Source organism: Shewanella sp. GJ50-10 (assembly GCF_055808815.1).
Genome location: NZ_JBVVSS010000001.1, coordinates 3,110,338 through 3,135,415, shown reverse-complemented (window position 1 = coordinate 3,135,415; position 25,078 = coordinate 3,110,338). Strand labels below are relative to the sequence as shown.

23 protein-coding genes are annotated in these 25,078 nt (G+C 41.1%); all 23 read left to right on the top strand.

Features of this window, described 5'->3' with window-relative positions:
- Nucleotides 1–48: 48 nt before the first annotated feature.
- The 23 genes from flgE to fliJ all read left to right on the top strand — a co-directional run bounded on the left by flgE (nt 49) and on the right by fliJ (nt 24,878).
- Nucleotides 49–1,413, top strand: a complete 1,365-nt coding sequence (flgE, locus tag AC0L4E_RS13230; protein ID WP_473679556.1) for a flagellar hook protein FlgE — start codon at nt 49–51, stop codon at nt 1,411–1,413.
- Nucleotides 1,414–1,637: 224 nt separating this feature from the next.
- Nucleotides 1,638–2,381 carry a flagellar basal-body rod protein FlgF gene (gene flgF, locus AC0L4E_RS13225; protein ID WP_473679555.1) on the top strand — a complete coding sequence of 248 codons (744 nt, stop codon included), beginning with the start codon at nt 1,638–1,640 and terminating at the stop codon, nt 2,379–2,381.
- A gap of 11 nt (nt 2,382–2,392) precedes the next feature.
- Entirely contained in the window at nt 2,393–3,181 is a 789-nt protein-coding gene (gene flgG, locus AC0L4E_RS13220) for a flagellar basal-body rod protein FlgG (RefSeq protein WP_473679554.1), read from the top strand.
- Nucleotides 3,182–3,206: 25 nt separating this feature from the next.
- Nucleotides 3,207–3,881 carry a flagellar basal body L-ring protein FlgH gene (flgH, locus tag AC0L4E_RS13215; protein WP_473681648.1) on the top strand — a complete coding sequence of 225 codons (675 nt, stop codon included), beginning with the start codon at nt 3,207–3,209 and terminating at the stop codon, nt 3,879–3,881.
- A gap of 64 nt (nt 3,882–3,945) precedes the next feature.
- On the top strand, nt 3,946–5,007 hold the full coding sequence (locus tag AC0L4E_RS13210) for a flagellar basal body P-ring protein FlgI (RefSeq protein WP_473681646.1): 1,062 nt from the start codon (nt 3,946–3,948) through the stop codon (nt 5,005–5,007).
- Nucleotides 5,008–5,024: 17 nt separating this feature from the next.
- A complete protein-coding gene (gene flgJ / locus AC0L4E_RS13205) occupies nt 5,025–6,134 on the top strand; it encodes a flagellar assembly peptidoglycan hydrolase FlgJ (protein ID WP_473679553.1) in 1,110 nt (369 codons plus the stop codon).
- Complete coding sequence (gene flgK, locus AC0L4E_RS13200; RefSeq protein WP_473679552.1) at nt 6,134–8,068, top strand: flagellar hook-associated protein FlgK; 1,935 nt, start codon at nt 6,134–6,136, stop codon at nt 8,066–8,068. The genes flgJ and flgK overlap by 1 nt, the downstream gene beginning before the upstream one ends.
- Before the next feature lie 11 nt (nt 8,069–8,079).
- Nucleotides 8,080–9,282 (top strand): flagellar hook-associated protein FlgL, encoded by a 1,203-nt coding sequence (gene flgL, locus AC0L4E_RS13195; RefSeq protein ID WP_473679551.1) that lies wholly within the window; start codon nt 8,080–8,082, stop codon nt 9,280–9,282.
- A gap of 103 nt (nt 9,283–9,385) precedes the next feature.
- Nucleotides 9,386–10,213, top strand: coding sequence for a flagellin N-terminal helical domain-containing protein (locus AC0L4E_RS13190; RefSeq protein WP_473679550.1), 828 nt, complete (start codon nt 9,386–9,388; stop codon nt 10,211–10,213).
- Between the two features lie 237 nt (nt 10,214–10,450).
- Nucleotides 10,451–11,275 carry a flagellin N-terminal helical domain-containing protein gene (locus AC0L4E_RS13185; protein ID WP_473679549.1) on the top strand — a complete coding sequence of 275 codons (825 nt, stop codon included), beginning with the start codon at nt 10,451–10,453 and terminating at the stop codon, nt 11,273–11,275.
- 117 nt (nt 11,276–11,392) lie between these two features.
- On the top strand, nt 11,393–11,776 hold the full coding sequence (locus AC0L4E_RS13180) for a flagellar protein FlaG (protein WP_473679548.1): 384 nt from the start codon (nt 11,393–11,395) through the stop codon (nt 11,774–11,776).
- Between the two features lie 87 nt (nt 11,777–11,863).
- The gene (fliD, locus tag AC0L4E_RS13175; RefSeq protein WP_473679547.1) at nt 11,864–13,231 is read left to right on the top strand and encodes a flagellar filament capping protein FliD; all 1,368 of its coding nucleotides are present in this window, start codon (nt 11,864–11,866) and stop codon (nt 13,229–13,231) included.
- Nucleotides 13,232–13,237: 6 nt separating this feature from the next.
- The gene (locus AC0L4E_RS13170; protein WP_473679546.1) at nt 13,238–13,558 is read left to right on the top strand and encodes a hypothetical protein; all 321 of its coding nucleotides are present in this window, start codon (nt 13,238–13,240) and stop codon (nt 13,556–13,558) included.
- A 12-nt stretch (nt 13,559–13,570) separates the two neighbouring features.
- The gene (fliS, locus tag AC0L4E_RS13165) at nt 13,571–13,975 is read left to right on the top strand and encodes a flagellar export chaperone FliS (RefSeq protein WP_473679545.1); all 405 of its coding nucleotides are present in this window, start codon (nt 13,571–13,573) and stop codon (nt 13,973–13,975) included.
- A gap of 447 nt (nt 13,976–14,422) precedes the next feature.
- The gene (locus AC0L4E_RS13160) at nt 14,423–15,853 is read left to right on the top strand and encodes a sigma-54 dependent transcriptional regulator (RefSeq protein WP_473679544.1); all 1,431 of its coding nucleotides are present in this window, start codon (nt 14,423–14,425) and stop codon (nt 15,851–15,853) included.
- Between the two features lie 145 nt (nt 15,854–15,998).
- Nucleotides 15,999–17,276 carry a sensor histidine kinase gene (locus tag AC0L4E_RS13155; protein WP_473679543.1) on the top strand — a complete coding sequence of 426 codons (1,278 nt, stop codon included), beginning with the start codon at nt 15,999–16,001 and terminating at the stop codon, nt 17,274–17,276.
- Nucleotides 17,269–18,618 (top strand): sigma-54-dependent transcriptional regulator, encoded by a 1,350-nt coding sequence (locus AC0L4E_RS13150; protein WP_473679542.1) that lies wholly within the window; start codon nt 17,269–17,271, stop codon nt 18,616–18,618. Before AC0L4E_RS13155 ends, AC0L4E_RS13150 begins: the two co-directional genes overlap by 8 nt.
- 206 nt (nt 18,619–18,824) lie before the next feature.
- A complete protein-coding gene (gene fliE, locus AC0L4E_RS13145; RefSeq protein ID WP_220754729.1) occupies nt 18,825–19,166 on the top strand; it encodes a flagellar hook-basal body complex protein FliE in 342 nt (113 codons plus the stop codon).
- A gap of 109 nt (nt 19,167–19,275) precedes the next feature.
- Nucleotides 19,276–20,895, top strand: coding sequence for a flagellar basal-body MS-ring/collar protein FliF (fliF, locus tag AC0L4E_RS13140; RefSeq protein ID WP_220754753.1), 1,620 nt, complete (start codon nt 19,276–19,278; stop codon nt 20,893–20,895).
- Nucleotides 20,885–21,931: a flagellar motor switch protein FliG gene (fliG, locus tag AC0L4E_RS13135; RefSeq protein WP_220754730.1), complete on the top strand. Its 1,047-nt coding sequence runs from the start codon at nt 20,885–20,887 to the stop codon at nt 21,929–21,931. Before fliF ends, fliG begins: the two co-directional genes overlap by 11 nt.
- Before the next feature lie 76 nt (nt 21,932–22,007).
- Nucleotides 22,008–23,126: a flagellar assembly protein FliH gene (fliH, locus tag AC0L4E_RS13130; RefSeq protein WP_473679541.1), complete on the top strand. Its 1,119-nt coding sequence runs from the start codon at nt 22,008–22,010 to the stop codon at nt 23,124–23,126.
- On the top strand, nt 23,095–24,432 hold the full coding sequence (gene fliI / locus AC0L4E_RS13125; RefSeq protein WP_473679540.1) for a flagellar protein export ATPase FliI: 1,338 nt from the start codon (nt 23,095–23,097) through the stop codon (nt 24,430–24,432). Before fliH ends, fliI begins: the two co-directional genes overlap by 32 nt.
- Nucleotides 24,432–24,878 carry a flagellar export protein FliJ gene (fliJ, locus tag AC0L4E_RS13120; protein WP_473679539.1) on the top strand — a complete coding sequence of 149 codons (447 nt, stop codon included), beginning with the start codon at nt 24,432–24,434 and terminating at the stop codon, nt 24,876–24,878. The genes fliI and fliJ overlap by 1 nt, the downstream gene beginning before the upstream one ends.
- Nucleotides 24,879–25,078 lie beyond the last annotated feature (200 nt).

Genomic DNA, 25,078 nt, shown 5'->3' with positions numbered 1-25,078 from the left:
ATATTGGCGATTAAAAACAAATAGAATTAGTAAGAGAAGGGGTAAATTATGTCGTTTAACATTGCTTTGAGTGGTATTTCCGCTGCTCAAAAAGATCTCAACACTACAGCAAATAACATTGCCAACGTTAACACTATCGGCTTTAAAGAGTCCCGTGCAGAATTTGCTGATGTTTATGCTAATTCTATCTTTTCTAACAGTAAAACAGCAGTTGGCGGCGGCGCAACGACGACTCAAGTTGCGCAGCAGTTCCAGCAAGGTAGTTTACAGTTCACCAGTAATTCACTTGATATGGCAATCAGTGGCGGTGGCTTTTTCGTCACAGCTTCTGAAGTGGGCACACAAGATCATTCATTTACTCGTGCAGGTGCTTTTAAAGTAAACTCTGAAAGCTTTATGACAGATTCTGCGGGTAATTACCTTCAAGGTTTCCCTGTGGATGCTGACGGTAACTCTACGTCGGTGAGTTTATCAAGCACAGTACCAATTAAAATCCCTGATACTGCTGGTAGCCCTGTAAAAACAAGTAATGTGGGCTTACAGATGAACTTAAATGTCGGTGAGTCAGCATTAGATCCTGCGAACTTTGATCCAAATGACCCTGATACCTTCAATAATTCAACCTCAGTAACCATTTATGACTCACTTGGTGAAGCACACATTATGACCACTTACTTTGTTAAGCCTACTGATGGCGCTTACACCGGCGAGAGTAACTGGGTTGCTTTTTATGCGGTTGATGGCAAACAAGTGGATATCGATCAAGCTAATGGTGGTTCATACGGTGTTGATACAACAGGTGATGGTATTGCTGATGGTACCGCACTAGCTGAAAATGCTTCTGGCTGGAAAGGTTCAGTATTAAAGTTCAATGATGCGGGTGCTTATACTGGCTCTGACCCAACCACAGTAGAAACCGTAGAGCTTGGTGTTAACGGTGCCAATGTTTTAGGTCCTGGCGCTGATGGTACCCAAAAAATTACCCTTGGATTTAATAACCCAACACAATACGCATCACCTTTTGAGGTGACAGAGTTAACCCAAGACGGTACTACAGTTGGTCGTTTAACTAATGTTGGCATCGGTGAAGATGGCTTAGTCACAGCAAGTTACAGTAATGGTACAACAGAGCCATTAGCACGAGTTGCTTTAGTTCGTTTTGCTAACGAGCAAGGTTTGACTCAAGTGGGTAATACATCTTGGAAGGCGAGCTTAGATTCTGGCGCCGCATTAGCAGGTGAAGCAAATAGTGGTACATTTGGTGGAATTCGCTCATCAGCGCTTGAGCAGTCTAACGTTGATTTGACCACTGAGTTAGTTGATTTGATTTCTGCTCAACGTAACTTCCAAGCTAACTCTCGTACGCTTGAAGTTAACAACACCTTGAACCAATCAATTCTACAAATCCGCTAAACATATTAAGAGTCTACAAGTTTAGCTCGTCAAAGAGTTGCCGCAATGGCAACTCTTTGCCATTTCTATTGTTACATACTCCCACATTCTTCCCTCTTTCAATATTTTATTTCATATTAAATTCATTTGGTTAGTCTTAATTCTTACTCCTTTAATATTTTGGCACACTGATTGCTAGTTCTGTATATATCTTTTGTTATGTAGAAAGTTTGACGGAGCAGCAAATGGACAAATTACTTTATGTTGCCATGAGTGGGGCAAAGCAGAATATGAATGCTTTGGCTGTTCGTGCCAATAATTTAGCTAATGCCAATACTGATGGTTTTAAAGCTGATCTAGCTCAAGCTCGCTCTATGCAAGCATTTGGCGAGGGATTACCTACGCGAGTGTTTGCCATGACAGAAAGTCCTGGACATAACTTTAACTCTGGCCCAATTAAAACAACGGGTCGCGATTTAGATATTGCGATTAAAGATCAAGGTTGGATTGCGGTGCAAAGTAAAGAAGGCGGTGAAGCTTATACCCGTTCAGGAAGCCTAAGTTTTGACAGTACAGGGTTACTCACAAATGGCCGAGGTAATCCGGTTATGGGTGAAGCAGGGCCGATAGTACTGCCGCTGCCAATCGATAAAGTTCAAATATCACCTGATGGCATTATTTCAGTAAGACCGCAGGGTGCAACTGCAGATGTGATCGAAGAAGTTGCACGAATTAAATTAGTTAACCCAAATAACGCAGAAATGATGCGCGGTGAAGATGGTTTATTCAGACTGACTTCGGGCTTAAATGCACCCAATGATCCTAATGTGACCGTTGAGAGCGGAGCAGTTGAGGGCAGCAATGTTAATGCTGTATCGGAAATGGTGGCGTTAATTGATATTCAACGTCAATACGAAATGCAAGTGAAGATGATGAAGAATGCCGAAGATCTTGATCGCGCCTCGTCATCTTTAATGAGAATTAGTTAGGAGTAATTATTATGCATCCCGCTTTATGGATAAGTAAAACTGGCCTAGACGCCCAACAAACCGATATTGCAGTTATTTCTAACAATGTGGCAAATGCCAGTACCGTTGGCTATAAAAAAAGCCGCGCGGTATTTGAAGATTTACTTTATCAAACGGTCAATCAAGCTGGTGGTATTAGTGCTGATAACACTAAATTGCCAAATGGTTTAAACATTGGTGCGGGTACCAAAGTCGTCGCGACTCAAAAGATGTTTACCCAAGGTAATATGTTAACCACTGATAATTCATTGGACATGATGATTGAAGGACCGGGTTTTTTTGAAGTCGAAATGCCCGACGGTACAGCTGCTTACACTCGAAATGGTCAGTTCAGTCTTGATGAAAATGGCCAGATAGTCACCCCAGGTTCTGGCTATGTATTGCAACCTTCAATCACTATCCCTGACGATGCCACATCGATTACGGTTTCAGCTGAAGGTGAAGTGTCAGTGAAATTATCTGGCGCGACCGAAAGCACAGTCGTTGGCCAACTCTCGATGAGTGATTTTATTAATCCATCAGGGCTCGATCCATTAGGGCAAAACCTTTACACCGAAACGGGTGCAAGTGGCACACCTATTCAAGGTACCGCTTCGCTAGACGGTTTAGGTGCAATTCGACAAGGTGCGCTGGAAACGTCAAATGTAAACGTGACTGAAGAGTTGGTGAACCTTATTCAAAGTCAGCGAATTTACGAAATGAATTCGAAAGTAATTTCAGCTGTCGATCAGATGATGTCTTACGTGACGCAAAACTTATAACGTCTGGTGATTAGGAGAGGGGATGATGAATAAATATCTAGTCTTAGCATCAGCGATTATATTGACAGGTTGTAGCTCAACTCAGCAAAAACCTATTCCTGATGATCCATTTTATGCACCAGTGTATCCAGAGGCACCACCAACAAAGACAGTGTCTACAGGTTCTATTTTTATTGATCACCAATCGTCGAGTTTATATTCGGATATTCGGGCCCATAAAGTTGGCGATATTATTACTGTTTTGCTTAATGAGTCGACTCAGGCTAAAAAAAGTGCCAATAACGAAATTAAGAAAGACTCAAATTTAAGTGTTGATCCAATATATGCCGGTGGTGGCAATGTCACCATTAAAGGGGTACCGCTTGATTTGCGTTACTCAGATGAAATGAATACCAAACGTGAGTCAGATGCCGATCAGTCAAATAGTTTAGATGGCAGTATCTCAGCCAATGTTATGCAGGTTTTGAGTAACGGTAATTTAGTGATTCGCGGCGAAAAATGGATTTCGATTAATAACGGTGACGAGTTTATTCGTGTTACTGGCATGGTCCGAAGCCAAGATATCACCCCAGAAAATACCGTAGAGTCAACCCGCGTTGCTAACGCACGTATTCAATACAGTGGTACAGGTACTTTTGCTGATGTCCAAAAGGTGGGCTGGTTAAGTTCATTCTTCATGGGCGAATGGTGGCCTTTCTAAGGAGTATGCCATGAAGATTAAATCATTTTTTGTGAGTGTTGTTATTTCCGCTGCGACTGTTGCGATGTTAACAGTCTCAGTGCCAACTCAAGCTCAGCGGATTAAAGATATTGCCAATGTTCAAGGGGTACGAAGTAACCAGTTAATTGGTTATGGTTTAGTGGTCGGTTTACCTGGAACCGGTGAAAAAACCCGTTATACCGAACAAACCTTTAGAACCATGTTGAAAAACTTTGGTATTAATCTTCCTGATAACGTCAATCCGAAAACTAAGAATGCAGCGGTTGTGGCAGTCCATGCTGAGATGCCAGCATTTATCAAACCCGGTCAAAATCTTGACATTACGGTATCCAGTATCGGTGAAGCAAAAAGCTTACGTGGCGGGACATTACTGCAAACATTCTTGAAAGGTGTGGATGGTAATGTCTATGCGATTGCTCAAGGCAGCTTAGTGGTGAGTGGATTTAGCGCCGAAGGGTTAGATGGCTCGCAAGTGATTCAAAACACACCCACCGTTGGCCGTATTCCAGGTGGAGCTATGGTCGAACGTAGCGTTATGTCGCCATTTGCAACGGGCGATCATTTGACTTTCAATTTACATCGCTCTGACTTTTCTACTGCGAAAAGTATGGCTGATGCAATCAACAGTTTTTTAGGTCCTGGAATGGCTCGTGCTCTTGATGGTACTTCTATTCAAGTGAGTGCTCCACGAGATGCTTCACAGCGAGTGTCATTTTTAGCCACACTTGAAAATGTTGAAGTAGAGATAGCCAGTGAGTCAGCCAAGGTCATTGTTAACTCTCGTACTGGCACCATCGTCGTTGGTCAAAATGTGAAATTAATGCCTGCTGCGGTTACTCATGGCGGCTTAACGGTTACGATTGCTGAAGCGACGCAAGTATCCCAACCTAATGCTTTTGCCAATGGTCAAACCGTTGTCACTACTGACAGTACTATTGATGTTGCAGAAGCTGATAGTCGCATGTTCCTATTTGACCCTGGTACCACCCTAGATGAGCTGGTTAGAGCGGTTAATTTAGTTGGTGCAGCCCCTTCAGATGTACTTGCGATATTAGAAGCGTTAAAGATGGCAGGCGCTTTGCATGGTGAACTTATCATCATCTAAAAATTGTCGGTACGACTATGGAAAAGCTGTCAAATTCATCGCACTTTCTGGATCTAGGGGGACTAGATTCATTACGTTCTCAAGCCCAGAAGGACGAGAAAGGGGCGCTTAAGGAAGTCGCAAAACAGTTTGAAGGCATCTTCATTCAAATGCTAATGAAAAGCATGCGAGATGCCAATGCGGCTTTTAAGTCAGACAGTCCGATGAATAGTCAAACCACCGAGTTTTTTGAAAACATGCGTGATCAACAAATGTCGGTGGACTTGTCTGATAAGGGAATGCTGGGTATCGCTGACTTAATGGTTCAGCAGTTATCTCCACAAGACACTCCATTCAAACCCGCATCAGTGTTACGCGGTGATATTGATTCAAAAATCAGTCATGCCATGTTTGATGATAAAACAGGCCAAAATGCTGACTCTTCACTTGAGCTATCATCGTTGCAATCGCCATTAGCATCACGGAATACAGCGAACAATAACCAACAGCCAGTTATCAATATTCAGCAACTATCGTCAAATCACGATGCAATTGATGAAACAGCGCTTAAGCAAATTCTGGCCGGTAAGGCTGTGACTTCAGTTGCCTCTAGTGGCAATCAATTGCCGCAATCATTGAATCAAGCACCAAGCGAGTTTGAAAATCCAGAGCACTTTGTTGCTGTGCTATATCCTCACGCTGAAAAAGCCGCTAAAGCATTGGGGACAACTCCGGAAGTGTTGTTAGCTCAGTCGGCTCTTGAAACCGGTTGGGGTCAAAAGATGATCCGTCGTCAAGACGGCAGTGCCAGTAATAATTTGTTCAACATTAAAGCCGATAGACGCTGGCAAGGTGATAAAACTTCCGTCAATACCCTTGAGTATGAACAGGGGATTGCAGTGAAGCAAAAAGCTGATTTCAGGATGTATGACAACATCGAACAAAGCTTTAATGATTTCGTGTCATTTATTTCAAATGGTGAACGGTATCAAGAAGCTAAAAAAGTGGCAGCGGAACCTGCCAAGTTTATTAATGCATTACAAAAAGCCGGTTATGCCACTGACCCTCAATATGCACAAAAGGTGTTAAAAGTGATGGAGTCAGTGACCAAAGGACTTAAGTCTGTACTACCAGGAGAGACTAACTAATGGCTGTTGATTTACTAAATATTGCCCGCACGGGTGTGCTGGCAGCTCAATCTCAAATGGGCGTGACCAGTAATAATATTGCTAATGCCAATACAGTAGGTTACCACCGCCAAGTTGCTGAGCAATCGACGTTAGAATCTCAGAAAATTGGTAGTAACTTTTACGGCCAAGGGACTTATGTCTCCGATGTAAAGCGCATTTATAACGACTTTGCGGCTCGTGAATTGCGCATTGGCCAAACTGCAATGAGTGGCGCAGAAACGCGATATGGCAAAATGAATGAAATGGACCAGTTGTACTCGCAAATTGGTTCTATGGTTCCTGACAGACTTAATGATTTTTTTGCCAGTATTAATAGTGTGGCTGATTTGCCAACAGATCTTGGAATGCGTGACAGCATGCTAGGCGCTGCGCAGCAAACAGCGACAAGTTTGAATCAAATGCAATCGCATCTTGATTCGCAGATGAAGCAGACAAACAGCCAAATTGGCGCTGTAGCCGACCGTATTAATGAAATTAGTAATGAGCTGGCAAATATCAATCTAGAATTGATGAAAAGTGGCAATCAAGATAGTCAGTTACTTGATCAACAAGATGCATTGATCCTTGAATTAAGCGAATACGCTGAAGTGAATGTAATACCGCTAGATAACGGTGGTAAAAGTGTCATGTTAGGCGGATCGGTGATGCTTGTTTCTGGCGAAGTAGCCATGCAAGTGGGAACAACAACCGGCGATCCTTACCCAAACGAAGTGAGGTTAACGACATCGTCAGGCAATCAAACTTTAGTCATTGATGGATCAAAGTTAGGCGGGCAGCTCGGTGAACTATTTAAGTTCAGAGATGAAACGTTAATTCCTGTCAATCAGGAACTCGGTCAGTTAGCTCTGGGGATTGCAGATGCGTTTAACGAAATGCAGTCTAAAGGGTTTGATTTAAACGGTGAGTTAGGTGAAAACATTTTCACTGATATCAATGATCCAAGCATGTCAGCAGGACGTGTTGGTGAGCATGAGGGTAATACTGGCACTGCTAAATTAAGAGTCAATATTGACGATGTCGGCCAATTAACAGGAAGCTCATATGAACTGTCATTTACTGCACCCTCTACTTATGAATTAAAAGACACTAAAACAGGTGATGTGCAGGCGTTAACTTATGATGCTGTTAATAATCAATTAACTGGCGCAGATGGCTTCTCTATTCAAATTGATTCAGTCCCTGCAGGTTTTGCTGATGGCGATACATTTGAAATTAGACCTAATGCTGGCGCCGCAGCAGGTATTGGGGTGGTGATGACCGATCCTAAAGGCATTGCTGCAGCTGGGCCACAAATTACCGCTGAGCCAACGAATTCTGGCGACACCAGTGTAAAACTGACCAGTATTGATAGAACTAACCCTAATTTCCCTATTACTGATAGTGAATTGACCTTTCAAATTGATACCGTCACTAATACTTATCAGGCATTTGATGCTGACGGTACGGCTATTGGTGGCCCAACTGCATTTACTCCACCTCAAATCAGTACCCCTTATGGTTTTGATTTTGAAATTGATGACAGCTCAACAGGCGGCGTGATTGATACATACACTTTCGATCTGTCTTTTGCTGAAGGTGATAACAGCAATATGGTTGAAATGGCGAAATTATCAGATGCCAAATTAATGAATGGTGGTTCGACAACACTAGCGGGTGTTTTTGAAGGAAGTAAATTAGATATCGGCAGTCAAACTAAAGCTGCTGCAGTTTCACTATCGTCAAATGAAGCGGTTTATTTACAAGCTTACAACCGAGTACAAAGTGAGTCAGGGGTCAATTTAGATGAGGAAGCAGCAAACCTCATGCGTTTTCAACAGTCTTATCAAGCTTCCGCCAGAATAATGTCTACCGCTCAGCAAATGTTTGAATCATTGCTTAGTTCGGTTCGTTAGGAGAGTTAGTCATGCGTATCTCAACTGCACAAATGTTTAACCAGAATACGACCAGTCTCTCCAAAGGACAGTCGGCAACCAATAAAATTCTTGAGCAACTTGCTAGTGGTAAAAAGATTAATACCGCGGGTGACGATCCTGTTGCTGCAATTGGTGTTGATAATTTAAGGCAGAAAAATTCACTAGTGGACCAATATGTCAAAAATATTGATTACGCCCAAAAACATCTAGGTTTAAGTGAAAGTAAACTTGGTAGCACCGAGACTCTGATGGCGAGTATGCGTGAGCAACTACAACGCGGCGCGAACGGCAGCTTGGCACAAAATGAGCGGCAAATGATTGCCGATGAAATGCGCGGTAGCCTTGAAGAACTCATGTCTATCGCTAATACCCGTGATGAGTCGGGCAATTATATCTTTGCAGGTAACGATACCAATAATCCACCGTTTGCTTTTGATAGTAATGGCCAAATTGTTTATAGCGGCGATAGCGGTGTGCGGCAAAGTGTTGTTGCCTCAGGTGTCACAATAGGAACAAATGTGCCAGGTGATACAGTGTTTATGAATGCCTTAAACCCTTTAGGTGATTATGGCGTCAATTATTTGCCATCCCAACAAGGCGAGTTCACTGTTGAAAAGGCGGCTATTTTTGATTCAGCTGCACATATTGAAGATACCTACACCTTTAAGTTTGTTGATAATGCTGGCGTGCTTGATTTACAAATTGAAGATTCTGGCGGCGCGGTAGTTTCTACTGTACCCAATTTTGATCCAAGTAATCCTGTGAGCTTTAATGGCATAGAGGTGAAACTGTCTGGAACCCCCGTAGCAGGTGACTCTTTTACCATGGAACCCCAAGAGACTGTCAGTATTTTAGACAGTATGAATGAGGCCATAGCACTCCTAGAAGACCCATCTTTAGCAAATACTCCGCAAGGAAATTCAAAGTTGGCACAGCTATTGAATAATATCGATAGTGGTCAAAATCAAGTCAGTGCGGCAAGGAGTATTGCTGGCAATAGCTTGAAAGGCTTAGAAAGTATTTCTACCAACCACGCTGAAGAAAAAATTGTGAACGATAGTGCGCTATCCATGCTTGAAGATTTGGACTATGCCGCTGCTATTACAGAATTTGAGAAACAGCAACTGGCATTAAATGCCGTGTCGAGTGTATTCGGCAAAGTGGGTTCAATTTCATTGTTTGATTATATCTAGCAATTTAATGCATAGAGTAATTAACAAGAATAACCACCGTTAAATTGTAAAATTTAGCCAAGCTCCAAAGTCTTGGCAACAAAACTAAGAATGAGGAATTAAAATGGCTATTACAGTAAATACTAACGTTACATCAATGAAAGCGCAGAAGAACTTGAATTCTGCTACATCTAACTTGAATACTTCAATGGAACGTTTATCAAGCGGCTTACGGATTAATAGTGCGAAAGATGATGCTGCAGGTTTAGCGATTTCTAACCGTCTTAACTCACAAGTTCGTGGTTTAGAAGTGGGTATGCGTAATGCCAATGATGCTATTTCGATTGCGCAAATCTCAGAAGGCGCAATGCAAGAACAAACCAACATGCTGCAGCGTATGCGTGACTTAACCATTCAATCAGAGAATGGTGCTAACAGTACAGCTGATTTAGAAGCGCTCAGAGCAGAGATTAATCAGCTTTCTGCTGAAATCACCGCTATTGGTGAAGCAACGGCTTTTGGTGACACTAAGTTACTGACTGGTGATTTTTCTGCAGGTAAGAATTTCCAAGTCGGCCATCAAGCTGGCGAAAGTATTTCTATCGTTGTAGGTTCATCAAATGCAAGTTCACTTGGGGTTAACTCTGCTGCGATATCTAATTCAACAGCTGCAGGGCGAAGTGCTTCTTTAGCTGCAATTGATTCAGCGATTAAAGAAATTGATACTCAACGTGCTGATTTAGGTGCGAAACAAAACCGTTTAGCCCATAACATTGCTAACAGTGCTAATACTCAAGCCAACGTTGCAGATGCGAAGAGTCGTATTGTAGATGTGGATTTTGCTAAAGAAACTGCTGAAATGACTAAAAACCAAGTTCTACAGCAAACGGGTAGTTCAATGCTTGCTCAAGCTAACCAACTACCACAAGTTGCACTCTCGTTATTAGGCTAATATGTAACATTAGTTATTTAGTTAAATATAAAACCGTATTTGCAGACAATTGCAAATACGGTTTTTTGCTGTTTGTAAGATACTGTTTTTATTTGAAATCACTAAATGAATAAAAAATGTTCAAAAAAACTAAAGTATCCAAATTTACTGCCGTTAAAGTATTTGTAACCCAATAGACCCGCCTGGCAATCTAAGACAGGCAAGTTTTAAAGCCAGGTATAAAGAGGAAATCAAATTATGGCTATTACAGTAAATACAAACGTTACTTCAATGAAAGCGCAAAAAAACTTAAACGCTTCTACTTCAAATTTAGCGACATCGATGGAACGTTTATCAAGTGGTTTACGTATTAACAGCGCAAAAGATGATGCGGCAGGTTTAGCTATTTCTAACCGCTTAAACTCTCAAGTTAATGGTCTAGAAGTTGGTATGCGTAACGCTAATGATGCAATTTCAATTGCACAAATTTCTGAAGGCGCAATGCAAGAACAAACTAACATGCTTCAACGTATGCGTGATTTGACCGTACAATCTGAAAACGGTGCAAACAGTACTGCGGATTTAGAAGCTCTAAAAGCTGAGATTGATGAACTTGCAACTGAGATTACCGCGATTGGTGATACAACTGCATTCGGTGATACTAAGTTATTAGATGGCGGTTTCGGCTCAGGTAAATCTTTCCAAGTAGGTCACCAAGCCGGTGAAAATATTACGATTACGGTTGGTTCTAGTAACGCTAGTTCTCTTGGTGTTAACGCTTCAGCTGTTTCAAACAGTACTGCAGCAGCAAGAAGCACATCACTAGGTTTGATTGATGCAGCAATTAAAGAAATCGATACACAGCGTGCAGATTTAGGTGCGAAACAAAACCGTTTAGCACACAACATTGCTAACAGTGCAAACACACAAGCAAACGTTGCTGATGCAAAATCACGTATTGTTGATGTGGATTTCGCTAAAGAAACTGCTGAAATGACTAAGAACCAAGTACTACAACAAACAGGTTCAGCCATGTTAGCGCAAGCTAACCAACTACCTCAAGTGGCGTTATCTCTTCTATAATTTGATTAGTTAATTAAATTTTGATGATTAGAGAAGGGAGATCTAGTTAGGTCTCCCTTTTGACGTTTTTGATATTGATCATATTAACCAAAAATGACTAAGAGGCGTAAGATGGCTATGGATATCAATTTTACTGGTACCTCAAATTCTCTTGTAGATAATATGGGAACCCGTCAACTGACCGAAAGTAAAACTCAGGTCGCTGAAGAAAAAACTAAAGTTGCAGAGTTAGTCAAATCGGAACAACAAGCAAAAGACTATACTGATAAGCAGTCAGCTGACAAAGAGTTAGCTGAAGTGACTGACGACCTGAATGATATGGCGTCAATAATGCGTAAAGGTTTGGCTTTTAAAGTCGATGATGATTCAGGTAAAAATGTGATCAGCGTCATGGATATTGACTCCGGAGACGTCATTAGACAGATCCCCAACGAAGAAGCGTTAGAACTGTCTCAAAAGCTAGCTGAAGTGGCAGGTTTATTGCTTAATACTGAAGCGTGAATAAAGTGACTTTAATCTTCAAACTTTCGCAATCAAAGTTTGAAGATAATGCGTAAACTGTTTTATTGAATACTATGTGAGGAAACTATGGCATTAACAGCAACAGGTATTGGCTCAGGCCTAGATATCAACACTATTGTAGGTGTTCTTGTCGATGCTGAAAAACTTCCTAAAGAAGCAATATTCGATAAAAATGAAGCGACGATAGATGCTAAAGTGTCAGCGATTGGCTCTTTAAAAAGTAAACTTTCAACCTTCCAAGATGCGCTACAGAAATTGAGTGACCCTGAGGCTTTAAATATTCGTAAAGTGTCGACCGGTGACAGTATTTATTTTGGCGCGACTGCTGATAAGACGGCTCAAACAGGCAGTTACCAAATTCAAGTTGAGCAGCTTGCAACCTCGCATAAAGTCGCAGGCGCCAATGTTGCAGACCCTAGTTTGGGTGTTGGCACAGGTAGTTTAGATTTATCCGTAAATGGCGAGGCTTTTTCAGTTGATATAGAAGCGACAGATTCTCTTGAAGACATTGCTAACAAAATTAACGGTTCAGCGGATAACTCTGGTGTTACAGCAACCATCATTAAAAGTGATGCAGGTAGTCGTATAGTATTTAGCTCCGATGAGTCAGGTACTGATAATGAAGTGACTATTAGTGCAACTGATACAACGGGCTCCGGCCTTAATGATATGTTTGGTGCTGGAAATTTAACGACACTTCAAACGGCAGAAAATGCGGTACTTTATATAGACGGGCAAAAAGTCACTTCGCAGTCTAATGAAGTGACTGATGCTATTGCTGGTGTAACACTTTCTTTAACGGATGCCGATGTAGCTAAAACAACGACATTGAAAATAGAACAAGATGACGAACTTGTTAAGAGTAATATTCAAGCATTTGTTGATGCTTATAATACGCTTGTGACTTCTATTAGTGATATGTCTAAGTACGATACCGAAAAAGAAGAAGCAGCGGCACTTCAAGGTGATTCAATGATCCGCTCTATTGAATCACAAATGAGAAATATGATCAGCAATCGAGTTGATGTTGATGGGCAAACGGTAGCTTTATACGATATTGGCATTGAAACAGACCGCTACGGTAAAATGTCTGTAGATAGCGCCAAATTAGATACCGCACTTAGCGAAAACATGGGCTTGGTTGAAGGGCTATTTTCAACACCTGATACCGGTATAGCGAGCCAATTAGACTCTATGGTAGATGGTTATGTTAAAACCGGCGGCATGATTGAAAGTCGTAACAATAGTTTAACCAGTGAAAAAAGTCGCTTAGATGATCAACGCGAAGCATTCAGCATAAAAATGGGGTTACTAGAAGCTCGCCTGTTCAAGCAGTTCAATGCGATGGATTTAGTGGTCGCTTCATTAAATCAGCAGAGTTCCGGTTTAGTTGAACGTTTGAACTCGCTTCCTGGCTCAGTCTCTAATAGCTAGATAAATATGAATAATATTACAGAACATAACAACAAAATCGAAGAAACATTAGTTGAATTAGAAAATACACCGTCAGAAAATGAAAAATCAGATGAGTTGGTATCTAAATTGCTTGTATTGATTGGTGAGCGTCAAATTTTACTCGATAGCATTGATGTCAGTGATGTAGGACTTGCGAAAAGAACACTTCAAGACCAAATAGCCATTGGTGAAGGGTTTGAAAAAAGGGCTCAAAATGTCCTTAAGCATATTCAATCGTTACTTCAAGCTAGAAAGAAAAATCAACGCCAAATAAATATTTATCAATCAGTCGATTCAAATAAGTAGCGAAGGTGACCTATGAGAGGCTCAATAAAATCATACCGCAAAGTATCTATTGATAGTGAGATTGCTGTTGCTTCCCCACATCGTATTATTCAAATGATGTTCGATGGTGCTTTATTGCGCTTAGCTCAAAGTCGCTACGCAATCGAAACACAAGATTTGCAAGGTAAAGGCGTAGCTATCAATAAAGCCATTGGGATCATTAATGGTTTGAATAACAGTTTAAACATGGATGTTAAAGATTCAGTTGCCAACAATTTGAGTGAGTTATATGACTTTATGCTTCGTCGTATATCAGAAGCAAATATTAACAATGATGTTAAAGCCATTGATGATGTATCTGGCATTCTTCGCACTATCAAAGAAGGGTGGGATGCAATACCTCAAGATATGCATCAAATGACTTCAGAGGCGAGTTGAGACTAAATGTAACCCTTGTAAGAAAAGGCGCCTATGGCGTCTTTTTTATTTGTGTCAGCGTACCTCATTTTAGCGTATTTTTTATGAGCAAATAGTTAGGCTAACCTATTATTGTTGCTTATAAAAACAACTGTTAGTGACTTAAATCAACAGCATGATAGAATAATGGCTTCTGACGCTTGATTCTCATGCTCTGATAATACAATATTTATTTTTGCGTATTCGTTTAAACTTTATTGCAGGTTTGGCTATATTTAAGTAAAGATTAAAAAATATGAGTATGCATTCTGCTATGTTAATGTTTATATTATAAATGTGTCATCTGACTCAAAAAAATATATCATGACAATCAATATTCAAATCAAGACTCTGCTATCAGCTGTGGTAAAGAGCACGAAACATGAATATGACCTTGAATAACTAATAACTAGAGCTTTGGCCTTCTTAATGATGCAAATAGAACAACGAATTTTAATTGTTGCTGAACCTTCTGAGCGTGTATCTCGTCTTTGTTGTATTTTTGAATTCTTAGATGAAAAACATCATGTCATTACGAAAGATGATCTTGCTTCGTTAACACGCGAATCACGTTTCAGAGCTTTGGTCATTGATACTGAATCTGTTTCTTCTGAATTTATTAAAGATGTTCAGTCATCAATCCCTTGGCAACCAGTATTGTTAATTGGCTCTATTGATAATAATGGTGCCAATGTTCTAGGTACTATCGATGAACCGGTCAATTATCCACAGTTGACTGAGTTACTCCATTTCTGCCAAGTTTATGGGCAAGCTAAACAACCTCAAATACCCACTAGTGCGAACCAGACTAAGTTATTTAGATCTCTTGTTGGACGAAGCGAAGGCATTGCCAATGTTCGCCATCTAATAAGTCAGGTTGCTTCTTCTGATGCCACAGTGCTGGTGTTGGGCCAATCGGGTACAGGTAAAGAAGTTGTCGCGCGTAATATTCATTATATGTCTGAGCGTCGTGATGGACCTTTTATTCCAGTCAATTGTGGTGCTATTCCACCAGAACTGCTAGAGAGTGAGCTTTTCGGTCATGAGAAAGGTTCGTTTACAGGGGCTATATCAACTCGTAAAGGCAGGTTTGAGCTAGCTGAGAATGGTACCTTATTCTTAGATGAAATTGGCGATATGCCACTGCAGATGCAAGTTAAGTTGCTCCGTGTATTGCAAGAAAAAGTATTTGAAAGAGTTGGCGGTTCAAAAACCATTACTACCGATGTCAGAGTGGTCGCTGCAACCCATCGTGACTTAGAAACGATGATTACTGATAACTTATTCCGTGAAGACCTTTATTATCGTTTAAATGTGTTCCCTATTGAAATGCCATCACTCAGAGAGCGTCGTGATGATGTGCCACTACTATTGCAAGAACTCGTTAGCAGAGTATTTAATGAAGGTCGCGGAAAAATCCGTTTCACTCAACGTGCGATAGAGTCATTAAAGGAGCATAACTGGTCTGGTAATGTTCGTGAACTGTCCAACTTAGTCGAACGATTAACGATTTTATTCCCAGGTGGGCTTGTTGATGTTAATGACTTGCCTCGAAAATATCGCTATATCGATGTACCAGAGTACAGCGTTGAAATTAGTGAAGAGCAACAGGAACGTGATGCATTAGCGTCAATTTTCAGTGATGATGAACCGATTGAAATTCCTGAAACACGCTTTCCAAGTGAACTACCGCCAGAAGGCGTTAATCTTAAAGATTTGTTGGCAGAATTAGAAATCGACATGATCCGCCAAGCGTTAGAGCAACAAGATAATGTTGTTGCTAGAGCTGCTGAAATGCTGGGAATTCGAAGAACGACGCTTGTTGAAAAAATGCGAAAGTATGGAATGGGTAAAGATTAACCGTTTTTGCAATTAACTGTTACAGTAAAGCATGCCTTTGGCATGCTTTTTTTTGCTCGAAAATCATGGGCTATACACTTGATATATATTTTGGCACACCAAATGCATTAGCTCATTCAAGAGTTAATATTTTGACGGAGTGGCTATGTTTTCGGGGCACAGCAGTTCAGCACAAACTATGGTAGAGCCAAGCTCCCTAGTGGACGCTATAAGTTCGGTAAATCGTTTGTCGAACGATGACAGTAAAAAGGTTATTCAGCAGCATGAAAGACTTGCTGCGAGTTCTGTAACCGTCAAAAAGGAAGTGAAAACAGATAGCGCTGAACATATCGGACGTTCAACACCGCAGAAGGCGGCTAATATGTCGAATCAAATGGCACACATTCTTCAAGCAATGCCATCTGGTGTTGTGATTATTAATGGCGATGGACTAGTCACGTTGGCTAACCCTGTAGCAACTGAACTTCTAGGCCGACCATTACAAGGTGCTAAATGGTTCGATATCATTAACCGTGCCTTCTCTCCCCAAGAAGATGACGGACATGAAGTCTCACTTAAAAATGGTCGAAGAGTGAAACTTGCTATCACTCCTCTGACGCCTGAGCCAGGGCAATTAATTGTCTTAACCGATTTAACAGAAACTCGTTTATTGCAGAAAAACTTGTCTCATCTGCAACGTTTATCGGCATTAGGTAAGATGGTAGCAACGTTGGCGCATCAGGTTAGAACACCATTGTCTGCTGCGATGTTGTATGCATCAAATCTTGCTAGTCCTAAACTCAATGACACTGCGAAAAAGCGTTTTCAAACTAAGCTAGTTGATAGATTGAACGAACTTGAACGGCAAGTGAATGACATGTTGTTAATGGCTAAAAATAAACAAGATGATGCTTCTGAGCCCATGACGGCAGAAGATATTATTGAGCCTGTTTTAGCAAATTGTGAACCCATTGCAGAGAATAAACAATGTAAGTTGAATTACTTCAACAATGCTAATGAAAAGATGCTAGCAAATGGGAATGCACTAAGCTCAGCGATTAATAATTTAGTGATGAATAGCCTAGAAGCCAATGCAACTGAAATTAGGATCATCACGGCTTCATCTGATGCTCATATTCATATTGATGTCATCGATAATGGCAAAGGCTTGGCCGCGGATATGCAACAACAAATTTTAGAACCATTTTTCACCACCAAAAGCCAAGGTACAGGATTGGGGCTTGCAGTAGTACAAACCGTGGTCAGAAACCATAATGGGACAGTACAAGTTTCATCACAACCTAATAAAGGGTGTTTGATAAGACTTTCATTTCCGATTTATCAAGCTATAAAAACTCAGGCAGATCAACTTGCCGAGAAAGAAACTATTAACCGTGGACCTTTAACTGAAAAGTTGAAAGGTGTGGAGGCATCACATGGCTGAAGCAAAATTATTACTCGTTGAAGACGATGCATCTTTACGTGAGGCCTTGCTTGATACACTGCTTTTAGCAAGCTATGAATGTATTGATGTTGCTTCTGCTGAAGATGCCATTATTGCGTTAAAATCCAATGAATTTGATTTAGTTATCAGTGATGTTCAAATGGAAGGCATTGGTGGGATCGGATTACTTAATTACTTACAACAACAGAATAATAAAGTTCCCGTATTGCTCATGACAGCCTATGCCACAATTGACAGTGCTGTGAGTGCGATAAAACTAGGTGCTGTAGATTATTTAGCAAAACCTTTTGCGCCAGAAGTGCTATTAAATCAAGTATCTCGCTATTTACCATTGAAACAGAATCTTGATCAACCAGTGGTTGCTGATGATAAAAGTTTGGCGTTACTATCTATAGCACAGCGCGTGGCGAGTTCTGATGCATCGGTTATGATCATGGGACCAAGTGGTTCTGGTAAAGAAGTACTCGCACGTTATATTCATCAAAATAGTACCCGTTCAGAGCAACCTTTTATTGCTATCAATTGTGCTGCAATTCCTGAAAATATGCTCGAAGCCACTTTGTTTGGTTATGAAAAAGGGGCGTTTACTGGTGCATATCAAGCTTGTCCTGGGAAGTTCGAACAAGCCCAAGGCGGCACGATTTTATTAGATGAAATTTCAGAAATGGAATTAGGTCTACAAGCTAAATTATTAAGAGTATTGCAAGAGCGAGAAGTTGAACGTTTAGGTGGCCGCAAAACTATCTCATTGGATGTGCGAGTTTTGGCTACATCAAATCGTGATTTAAAAGAAATGGTTGCTGCAGGTGGCTTTAGGGAAGATTTATATTATCGAATTAATGTTTTTCCATTAACTTGGCCTGCTTTAAATCAACGCCCTGCTGATATTTTACCTTTGGCGCGTCACCTGTTAGTTAAGCATGCCAAAAACGCTAATATCTCTCCAGTTCCAGCTTTAGATGAAGTTGCTTGCAGACGCTTATTGACTTATCGCTGGCCGGGCAATGTGCGTGAGCTTGATAATGTTATTCAGCGGGCGCTTATCCTTCATTCAGGTGATGACATTTCAACGAATGATATTATCCTCGATTCTAGTGAAGTTGATTTACAACAACCTGAACCGATGCAGGCAAAACCTGCAGCAGAAAATGACGGTTTGGGTGGTGAGTTAAAAGCACAAGAGCACGTCATTATTTTAGAGACTCTAAATCAATGTAATGGGAGTCGTAAAGACGTAGCTGAAAAGTTAGGTATTAGCGCAAGAACCTTACGTTATAAAATGGCAAAAATGCGCGATATGGGTATTCAAGTACCTGCATAAGCCTTTTATAGTTTTAATTTTTCAATGTTTAAACAAACCTAATTGATGTTTTGATTAGGTTTGTTGTTTATTTGCTAGTCAAACAGTCATCCTTAAGTGACAAATCAACACAATTAGCCCTCTGATTTCTATTGTTGGCATCCTACTTGCTAAATCTATTGTAACTGGTTTTTAGTCGTCAAATATCCGACGAATAGGAGATTACAATGCAGATTAGCTCGAATCCTTTCTTACAAGAAATGCAATCACTTCGTGGTGAGATTTCACCTAATCTACGTTCTCCAATGCAACCGGAAATGATCCAAAAAGTGGGCAACACATCAGGTGCTGACTTTGGTGAGTTGCTCTCTCAAGCTGTTGGTGGTGTGACAGAGTTGCAAAAAAACTCTGCCAATTTAGCCACCCGTTTAGAAATGGGTGACTCGACTGTGACCTTATCGGATACCGTAATTGCTCGAGAAAAATCTGGTGTGGCTTTTGAAGCGACAGTACAGGTAAGAAATAAGCTTGTAGAAGCTTATAAAGAAATTATGAGCATGCCTGTTTAGGCCTCTTTATTAGATTAGAAAGTAGGTAATTATTGTGAGTACAGATCTCGTATTAGATTCAGATACCGTGAGTGGCACAGGGATTCAGCAGGAAAATAAGCCTGGTTTGATGAGTTCTTTTGGCAGTGCTGATTTTATGCGTCAAATTACTATGATCTTGGCATTAGCCGTGTGTTTAGTATTGGCTGTATTTATGATGATTTGGGCGCAAGAGCCAGAATTTAGACCATTAGGGCAGATGGAAACCAACGAAATGATCCAAGTATTGGACGTTTTGGATAAAAACAAAATTGCTTATAAAATTTCTGGTGATGTGGTTAGTATTCCGGAAGACAAATATCAAAATGTAAAATTATTATTAGGACGTGCCGGTGTTGAAGCATCAAGCCAACCAACCGATTATTTAAGTAAAGATAGCGGTTTTGGCGTGAGCCAACGCATGGAGCAAGCACGTTTAAAACAAAGCCAAGAAGTTAATTTAGCTCGCGTGATAGAAGAATTAAAAAGTGTTACCCGCGCCAAAGTGATTCTAGCCTTACCAAAAGAGAATGTATTTGCGCGCAACAAGTCAAAGCCAAGTGCGACAGTGGTTGTCAGTGTTCGCCGTGGTAGCTTAGGCCAAGAAGAAATCGATTCAATCGTTGATATTGTAGCTTCAGCTGTACAAGGTTTAGATCCAACCCGCGTTACCGTTACTGACTCAAATGGGCGTTTACTTAATTCTGGTAGTCAAGATGCGGCTTCTTCTAGAGCCCGCCGTGAACAAGAGCTGGTTCAACAGAAAGAATCAGAGTATCGCAATAAAGTTGACTCAATTTTAATGCCGATTTTAGGCCCTGAGAATTTCACTTCTCAAGTTGACGTCAACATGGACTTTACTGCTGTTGAACAAACCGCTAAACGTTTCTCACCAGATTTACCTGCGATTCGTAGTGAAATGACTGTTGAGCGTAATTCATCAGGTCAATCGATGGGCGGTATACCTGGGGCATTATCAAATCAGCCGCCAATGGAATCTGATATTCCTCAAGAAGCCGGCGCTGCAGAAACAACTTCAACAACCGGAGATAGTCACCGCGAAGCCACAAGAAATTTTGAATTGGATACCACTATTAGTCATACACGTCAGCAAGTAGGGCAGGTTAGACGAGTGAGTGTGTCAGTCGCAGTTGATTATAAACCTGGGCCTGTTGATGAAAATGGTGTGGTAACAAGAATTCCAAGAACTGAACAAGAACTGACAAATATCCGACGTTTGCTAGAAGGTGCAATGGGCTTTACAAGTCAACGTGGCGATACCTTAGAAGTGGTGACAGTGCCATTTATGGATCAGCTTATTGAAGCTTTACCCGAGCCTGAACTCTGGGAGCAGCCTTGGTTCTGGCGCGCTGTAAGATTGGTACTAGGTGCGTTTTTAGTGTTAGTGCTAATACTGTTTGTTATTCGCCCGATGCTAAATAAATTGCTGAAAACAAATGATGTTGAAATGCCTGAAGAAGCACGTTTAGGTCATGAGCTCGCAGAGATTGAAGATCAATATGCAGCAGATACTTTAGGGATGCTTAATACTAATCAGGCTGATTACAGTTATGCAGATGATGGCTCAATTCAGATACCTAATCTGCATAAAGATGATGATATGATTAAATCAATTCGGGCTTTAGTCGCAAATGAACCTGAACTTTCTACCCAAGTAATTAAGAGTTGGTTACAAGACGATGGCAAATGATGACGTTGCAGTAGCAGAGGCTACTAAAGGGTTTAACCCTGATGATTTAACCGGTACTGAAAAAACAGCTATTTTACTGTTAAGTCTAAGTGAAGCTGACGCTGCTTCAATTTTAAAACACTTAGAGCCTAAACAGGTTCAGAAAGTGGGTATGTCGATGGCGGCCATGGAAGATTTTGGTCAAGAGAAAGTCATTGGGGTGCATAAGTTATTTCTTGAGGAAATTCAAAAATTCTCATCTATTGGTTTCAATAGTGAAGAATTTGTCAGAAAAGCCTTAACTGCTGCACTTGGTGAAGACAAAGCCGGTAATTTAATTGAACAAATTATCATGGGCAGTGGTGCTAAGGGGCTAGACTCATTGAAGTGGATGGATGCGCGTCAAGTTGCCACCATTATACAAAACGAACATCCTCAAATTCAGACCATTGTTTTATCTTATTTAGAGCCTGATCAAGCAGCTGAAATATTCAGCCAGTTTCCGGAAAATACTCGTTTAGATTTGATGATGCGTATTGCGAACTTAGAAGAAGTTCAGCCTGCCGCATTGCAAGAGTTGAATGATATTATGGAGAAACAGTTTGCTGGCCAAGGCGGCGCGCAAGCGGCGAAAATGGGTGGTCTTAAAGCTGCAGCCAATATTATGAATTTCCTCGATACAGGTGTTGAAAGCCAAATCATGGAAACTATGCGTGAGTCTGATGAAGAAATGGCGCAACAAATTCAAGATCTTATGTTTGTGTTTGAAAACTTGCTTGATGTTGATGATCGCGGCGTTCAAGTCTTATTACGCGAAGTGCAGCAAGATGTACTGATGAAAGCATTAAAAGGAGCTGATGACCAATTATCTGATAAAATTATCGGTAATATGTCTAAACGAGCTGGCGAACTATTACGAGACGATCTTGAAGCAATGGGTCCAATTAGGATCAGTGAAGTTGAAATGGCGCAGAAAGAAATTCTCGCAATTGCTCGTCGCTTAAGTGATAGTGGGGAAATTATGCTTGGCGGTGGTGGTGGAGAAGAGTTCTTATAACTTTTCACTACAAAGCACTCTCATCGAAGATCTGCACAATAATATAAATTAATTGCTGTAAAAATTAGGCCAGTTCATGACGGAATCTAAAACCAAAAAATCAATCGAAAATGATGACTTAGATTTCAGTCACTGGCAATTGCCTGATGTGACCGAAGAACAAACGGATTCACCGTCGAATTTATTTGGTCATCTTGGCAGCCAAAACCCGCCTGCTCAAACTGATGAAAAACCACTGTTACCGCCAACCATGGCTGAGATTGAGCAAATCCGAGTCGAAGCCGAACAAGAGGGCTTCGAGCAAGGTAAAGTTGAAGGTCATAGCCAAGGTCTTGAACAAGGTAAACTTGAAGGGTTGGAGCTCGGTCATACTGAGGGCTTTGCTCAAGGTGAGCAACAAGGTTACGAAGTTGGCCAAGTTAAAGCGAATGAAGTACTTGAACGGTTAACTAAACTAGTGGAGCAGTTCGAGAAACCCTTGATGCTACTTGATGCTGAAATCGAAGCAGAAGTACTAAATTTGGCCATAAACCTGGCTAAATCAGTTGTTGGTCATGAACTTAAAACTCATCCAGAACATATTTTATCAGTGCTTCGTCAAGGTGTCGACTCCCTCCCTATAAAAGATCAGCAGGTTAAACTTAGATTACACCCTGATGATGCGACTCTAGTGACCGAATTATACAGTGATGCGCAATTACAGAAAAATCATTGGGATATTGAAGCTGACCCATCACTTAATCCGGGTGATTGCATTATCAACAGTTTGCGTTCAAGTGTGGATCTTCGTGTTGAAGAAAGAATGCGTCAGGTACTCCATGATCTACAAGAACAAGCTGGTGGTATTCACGCAAATGTGCAATCGATAAAAGCTGAGCATCCTCAATACACTACTGAAGTCGTGGATCATTTACCCGAAAAGCAATCTTCAAGCTTAACGACGGAAAGCAGTCAAATGACTGAATCTACAGATTCAGTCATCAGTGAGAATGATACAAGTTTGCAAGAACCCACTCGTCATGAACCACCTATAGAAGAATCATCTATAGAAGATCACAGTTTCCAAGCTACAGATTCTTCAGTTGAACCTCATCACGCATCTGCAATTGAAAATGGTACAGATGAGCAAGCCAAACCATTAGAAACTGATGAGGTACTAGACGATGCAAAACCGTCAACATCAGTTACTGAATAAGCTTAAAGTTCAAAGTCAAAAAGTGAGCCCTCTCAGGCCTGTAGCAAGTGGCCAATTGGTGCGAGTAGTGGGATTAACCCTTGAAGCGACTGGCTGTAGAGCTCCCGTAGGCAGTTTATGTTCTATAGAAACGATGGCAGGAGAACTAGTCGCAGAAGTGGTAGGTTTTGATGACGAGCTATTGTATTTAATGCCAGTTGATGAATTAAGAGGTGTGTTACCAGGGGCGAGAGTGCAACCACTAGGTGAGCAATCAGGTTTAAACGTTGGCTTAAGTTTACTTGGGAGAGTGCTCGATGGTAGCGGTTTACCCCTTGATGGTTTAGGCCCGTTAAATACAGATCAACAAGCCTCTCGTCATGCGCCGCCAATTAACCCTTTAGCAAGACGAGCTATTTCAGAACCCTTAGATGTAGGTGTTAGAGCGATTAATGCCATGCTGACCGTAGGTAAAGGGCAGCGTATGGGCTTGTTTGCAGGCTCTGGCGTGGGTAAAAGTGTGTTATTAGGCATGATGACTCGTGGCACCACTGCTGACATTATTGTTGTCGGTTTAGTGGGTGAACGTGGCCGTGAGGTGAAAGAATTTATTGAAGAAATTTTGGGAGAAGAAGGTCGCGCAAGATCTGTAGTGGTTGCAGCGCCAGCCGATACCTCTCCACTGATGAGACTTCGAGCGTGTGAAACATCGACTCGTATAGCTGAGTATTTTCGAGATTTAGGCTACAACGTCCTCTTACTGATGGATAGCTTAACTCGCTATGCCCAAGCGCAGCGTGAAGTTGCGTTAGCTGTTGGTGAGCCGCCTGCCACCAAAGGTTATCCGCCTTCAGTGTTTGCTAAGCTACCTCGCTTAGTAGAGCGTGCAGGAAATGGTGGGCCGGGACAAGGCTCAATTACTGCATTTTATACTGTTTTGACAGAAGGTGATGATCAGCAAGATCCAATTGCAGATGCATCGAGAGCGATTTTAGATGGGCATATTGTATTATCTCGAACCCTCGCTGATTCTGGGCATTACCCTGCAATTGATATTGAACAATCTATTAGCCGTGTGGCACCCATGGTTATTGCGCCCGAACACCTTGAGTCGATGCGATTAGTGAAGCAAATGTATTCTACATATCAACAAAACCGCGACTTGATCTCAATTGGTGCCTATTCTCAAGGTAGCGATCCACGAATAGATAATGCCATTAGGTTACAGCCCGCTATGAATGCATTTTTAAGACAAGGCTTTAAGGATGTTATTTCGTTTAATGATAGCCAAACCATGGTGGGGCAAATTGCTGCCCAATGTAAATAATGCGCCGTGCAGATCCTTTACTGACAGTATTAAAAATAAATAAAGAAGCGGAAGAGCAAGCCGCTTTGCAATTAAAGTCGGCTCAATTAGAGCAGCATAAGTGCCAAGGTCAACTTGACGCATTAAATAATTATCGTCTTGAATACATGAAACAAATGGGTGAGAGCCAAGGGAAAACCCTAAGTGCCAGTGAATATCATTCTTTTCATGAGTTTATTAAGCAAGTCGATCAAGCTCTTATTCAACAAGTCAATGCGGTAAAAGAAGCGGAAAAGCAAACAGGTTACCGCCAAGTTCACTGGCAAGAAAAGCAACAAAAACGTAAAGCAGTAGAAATGCTGCTTGATAAAAATGCATTAAAAGCGCAGTTGATTGAAAATAAACGTGAGCAAAACGCCTCAGATGAATTTGCCATGCAGCAATTCATTCGCAAAACACCTCGATAGACATTGTAAACCTATTAACTAATTAATCATTGCACCAATCCTTATATTGCTAATCACTTGCTAGTTAATCTATATAAATTAATGAAGCTGGCATTTTATTTGCTTATTTATAGAGTTAGTCATCAAAGTGTCAGCTTTGTGACTGTTATTCTGAATTTGATTTTTAGGCCAATCAGTTCATTTTGAATGATTGTTAGTGG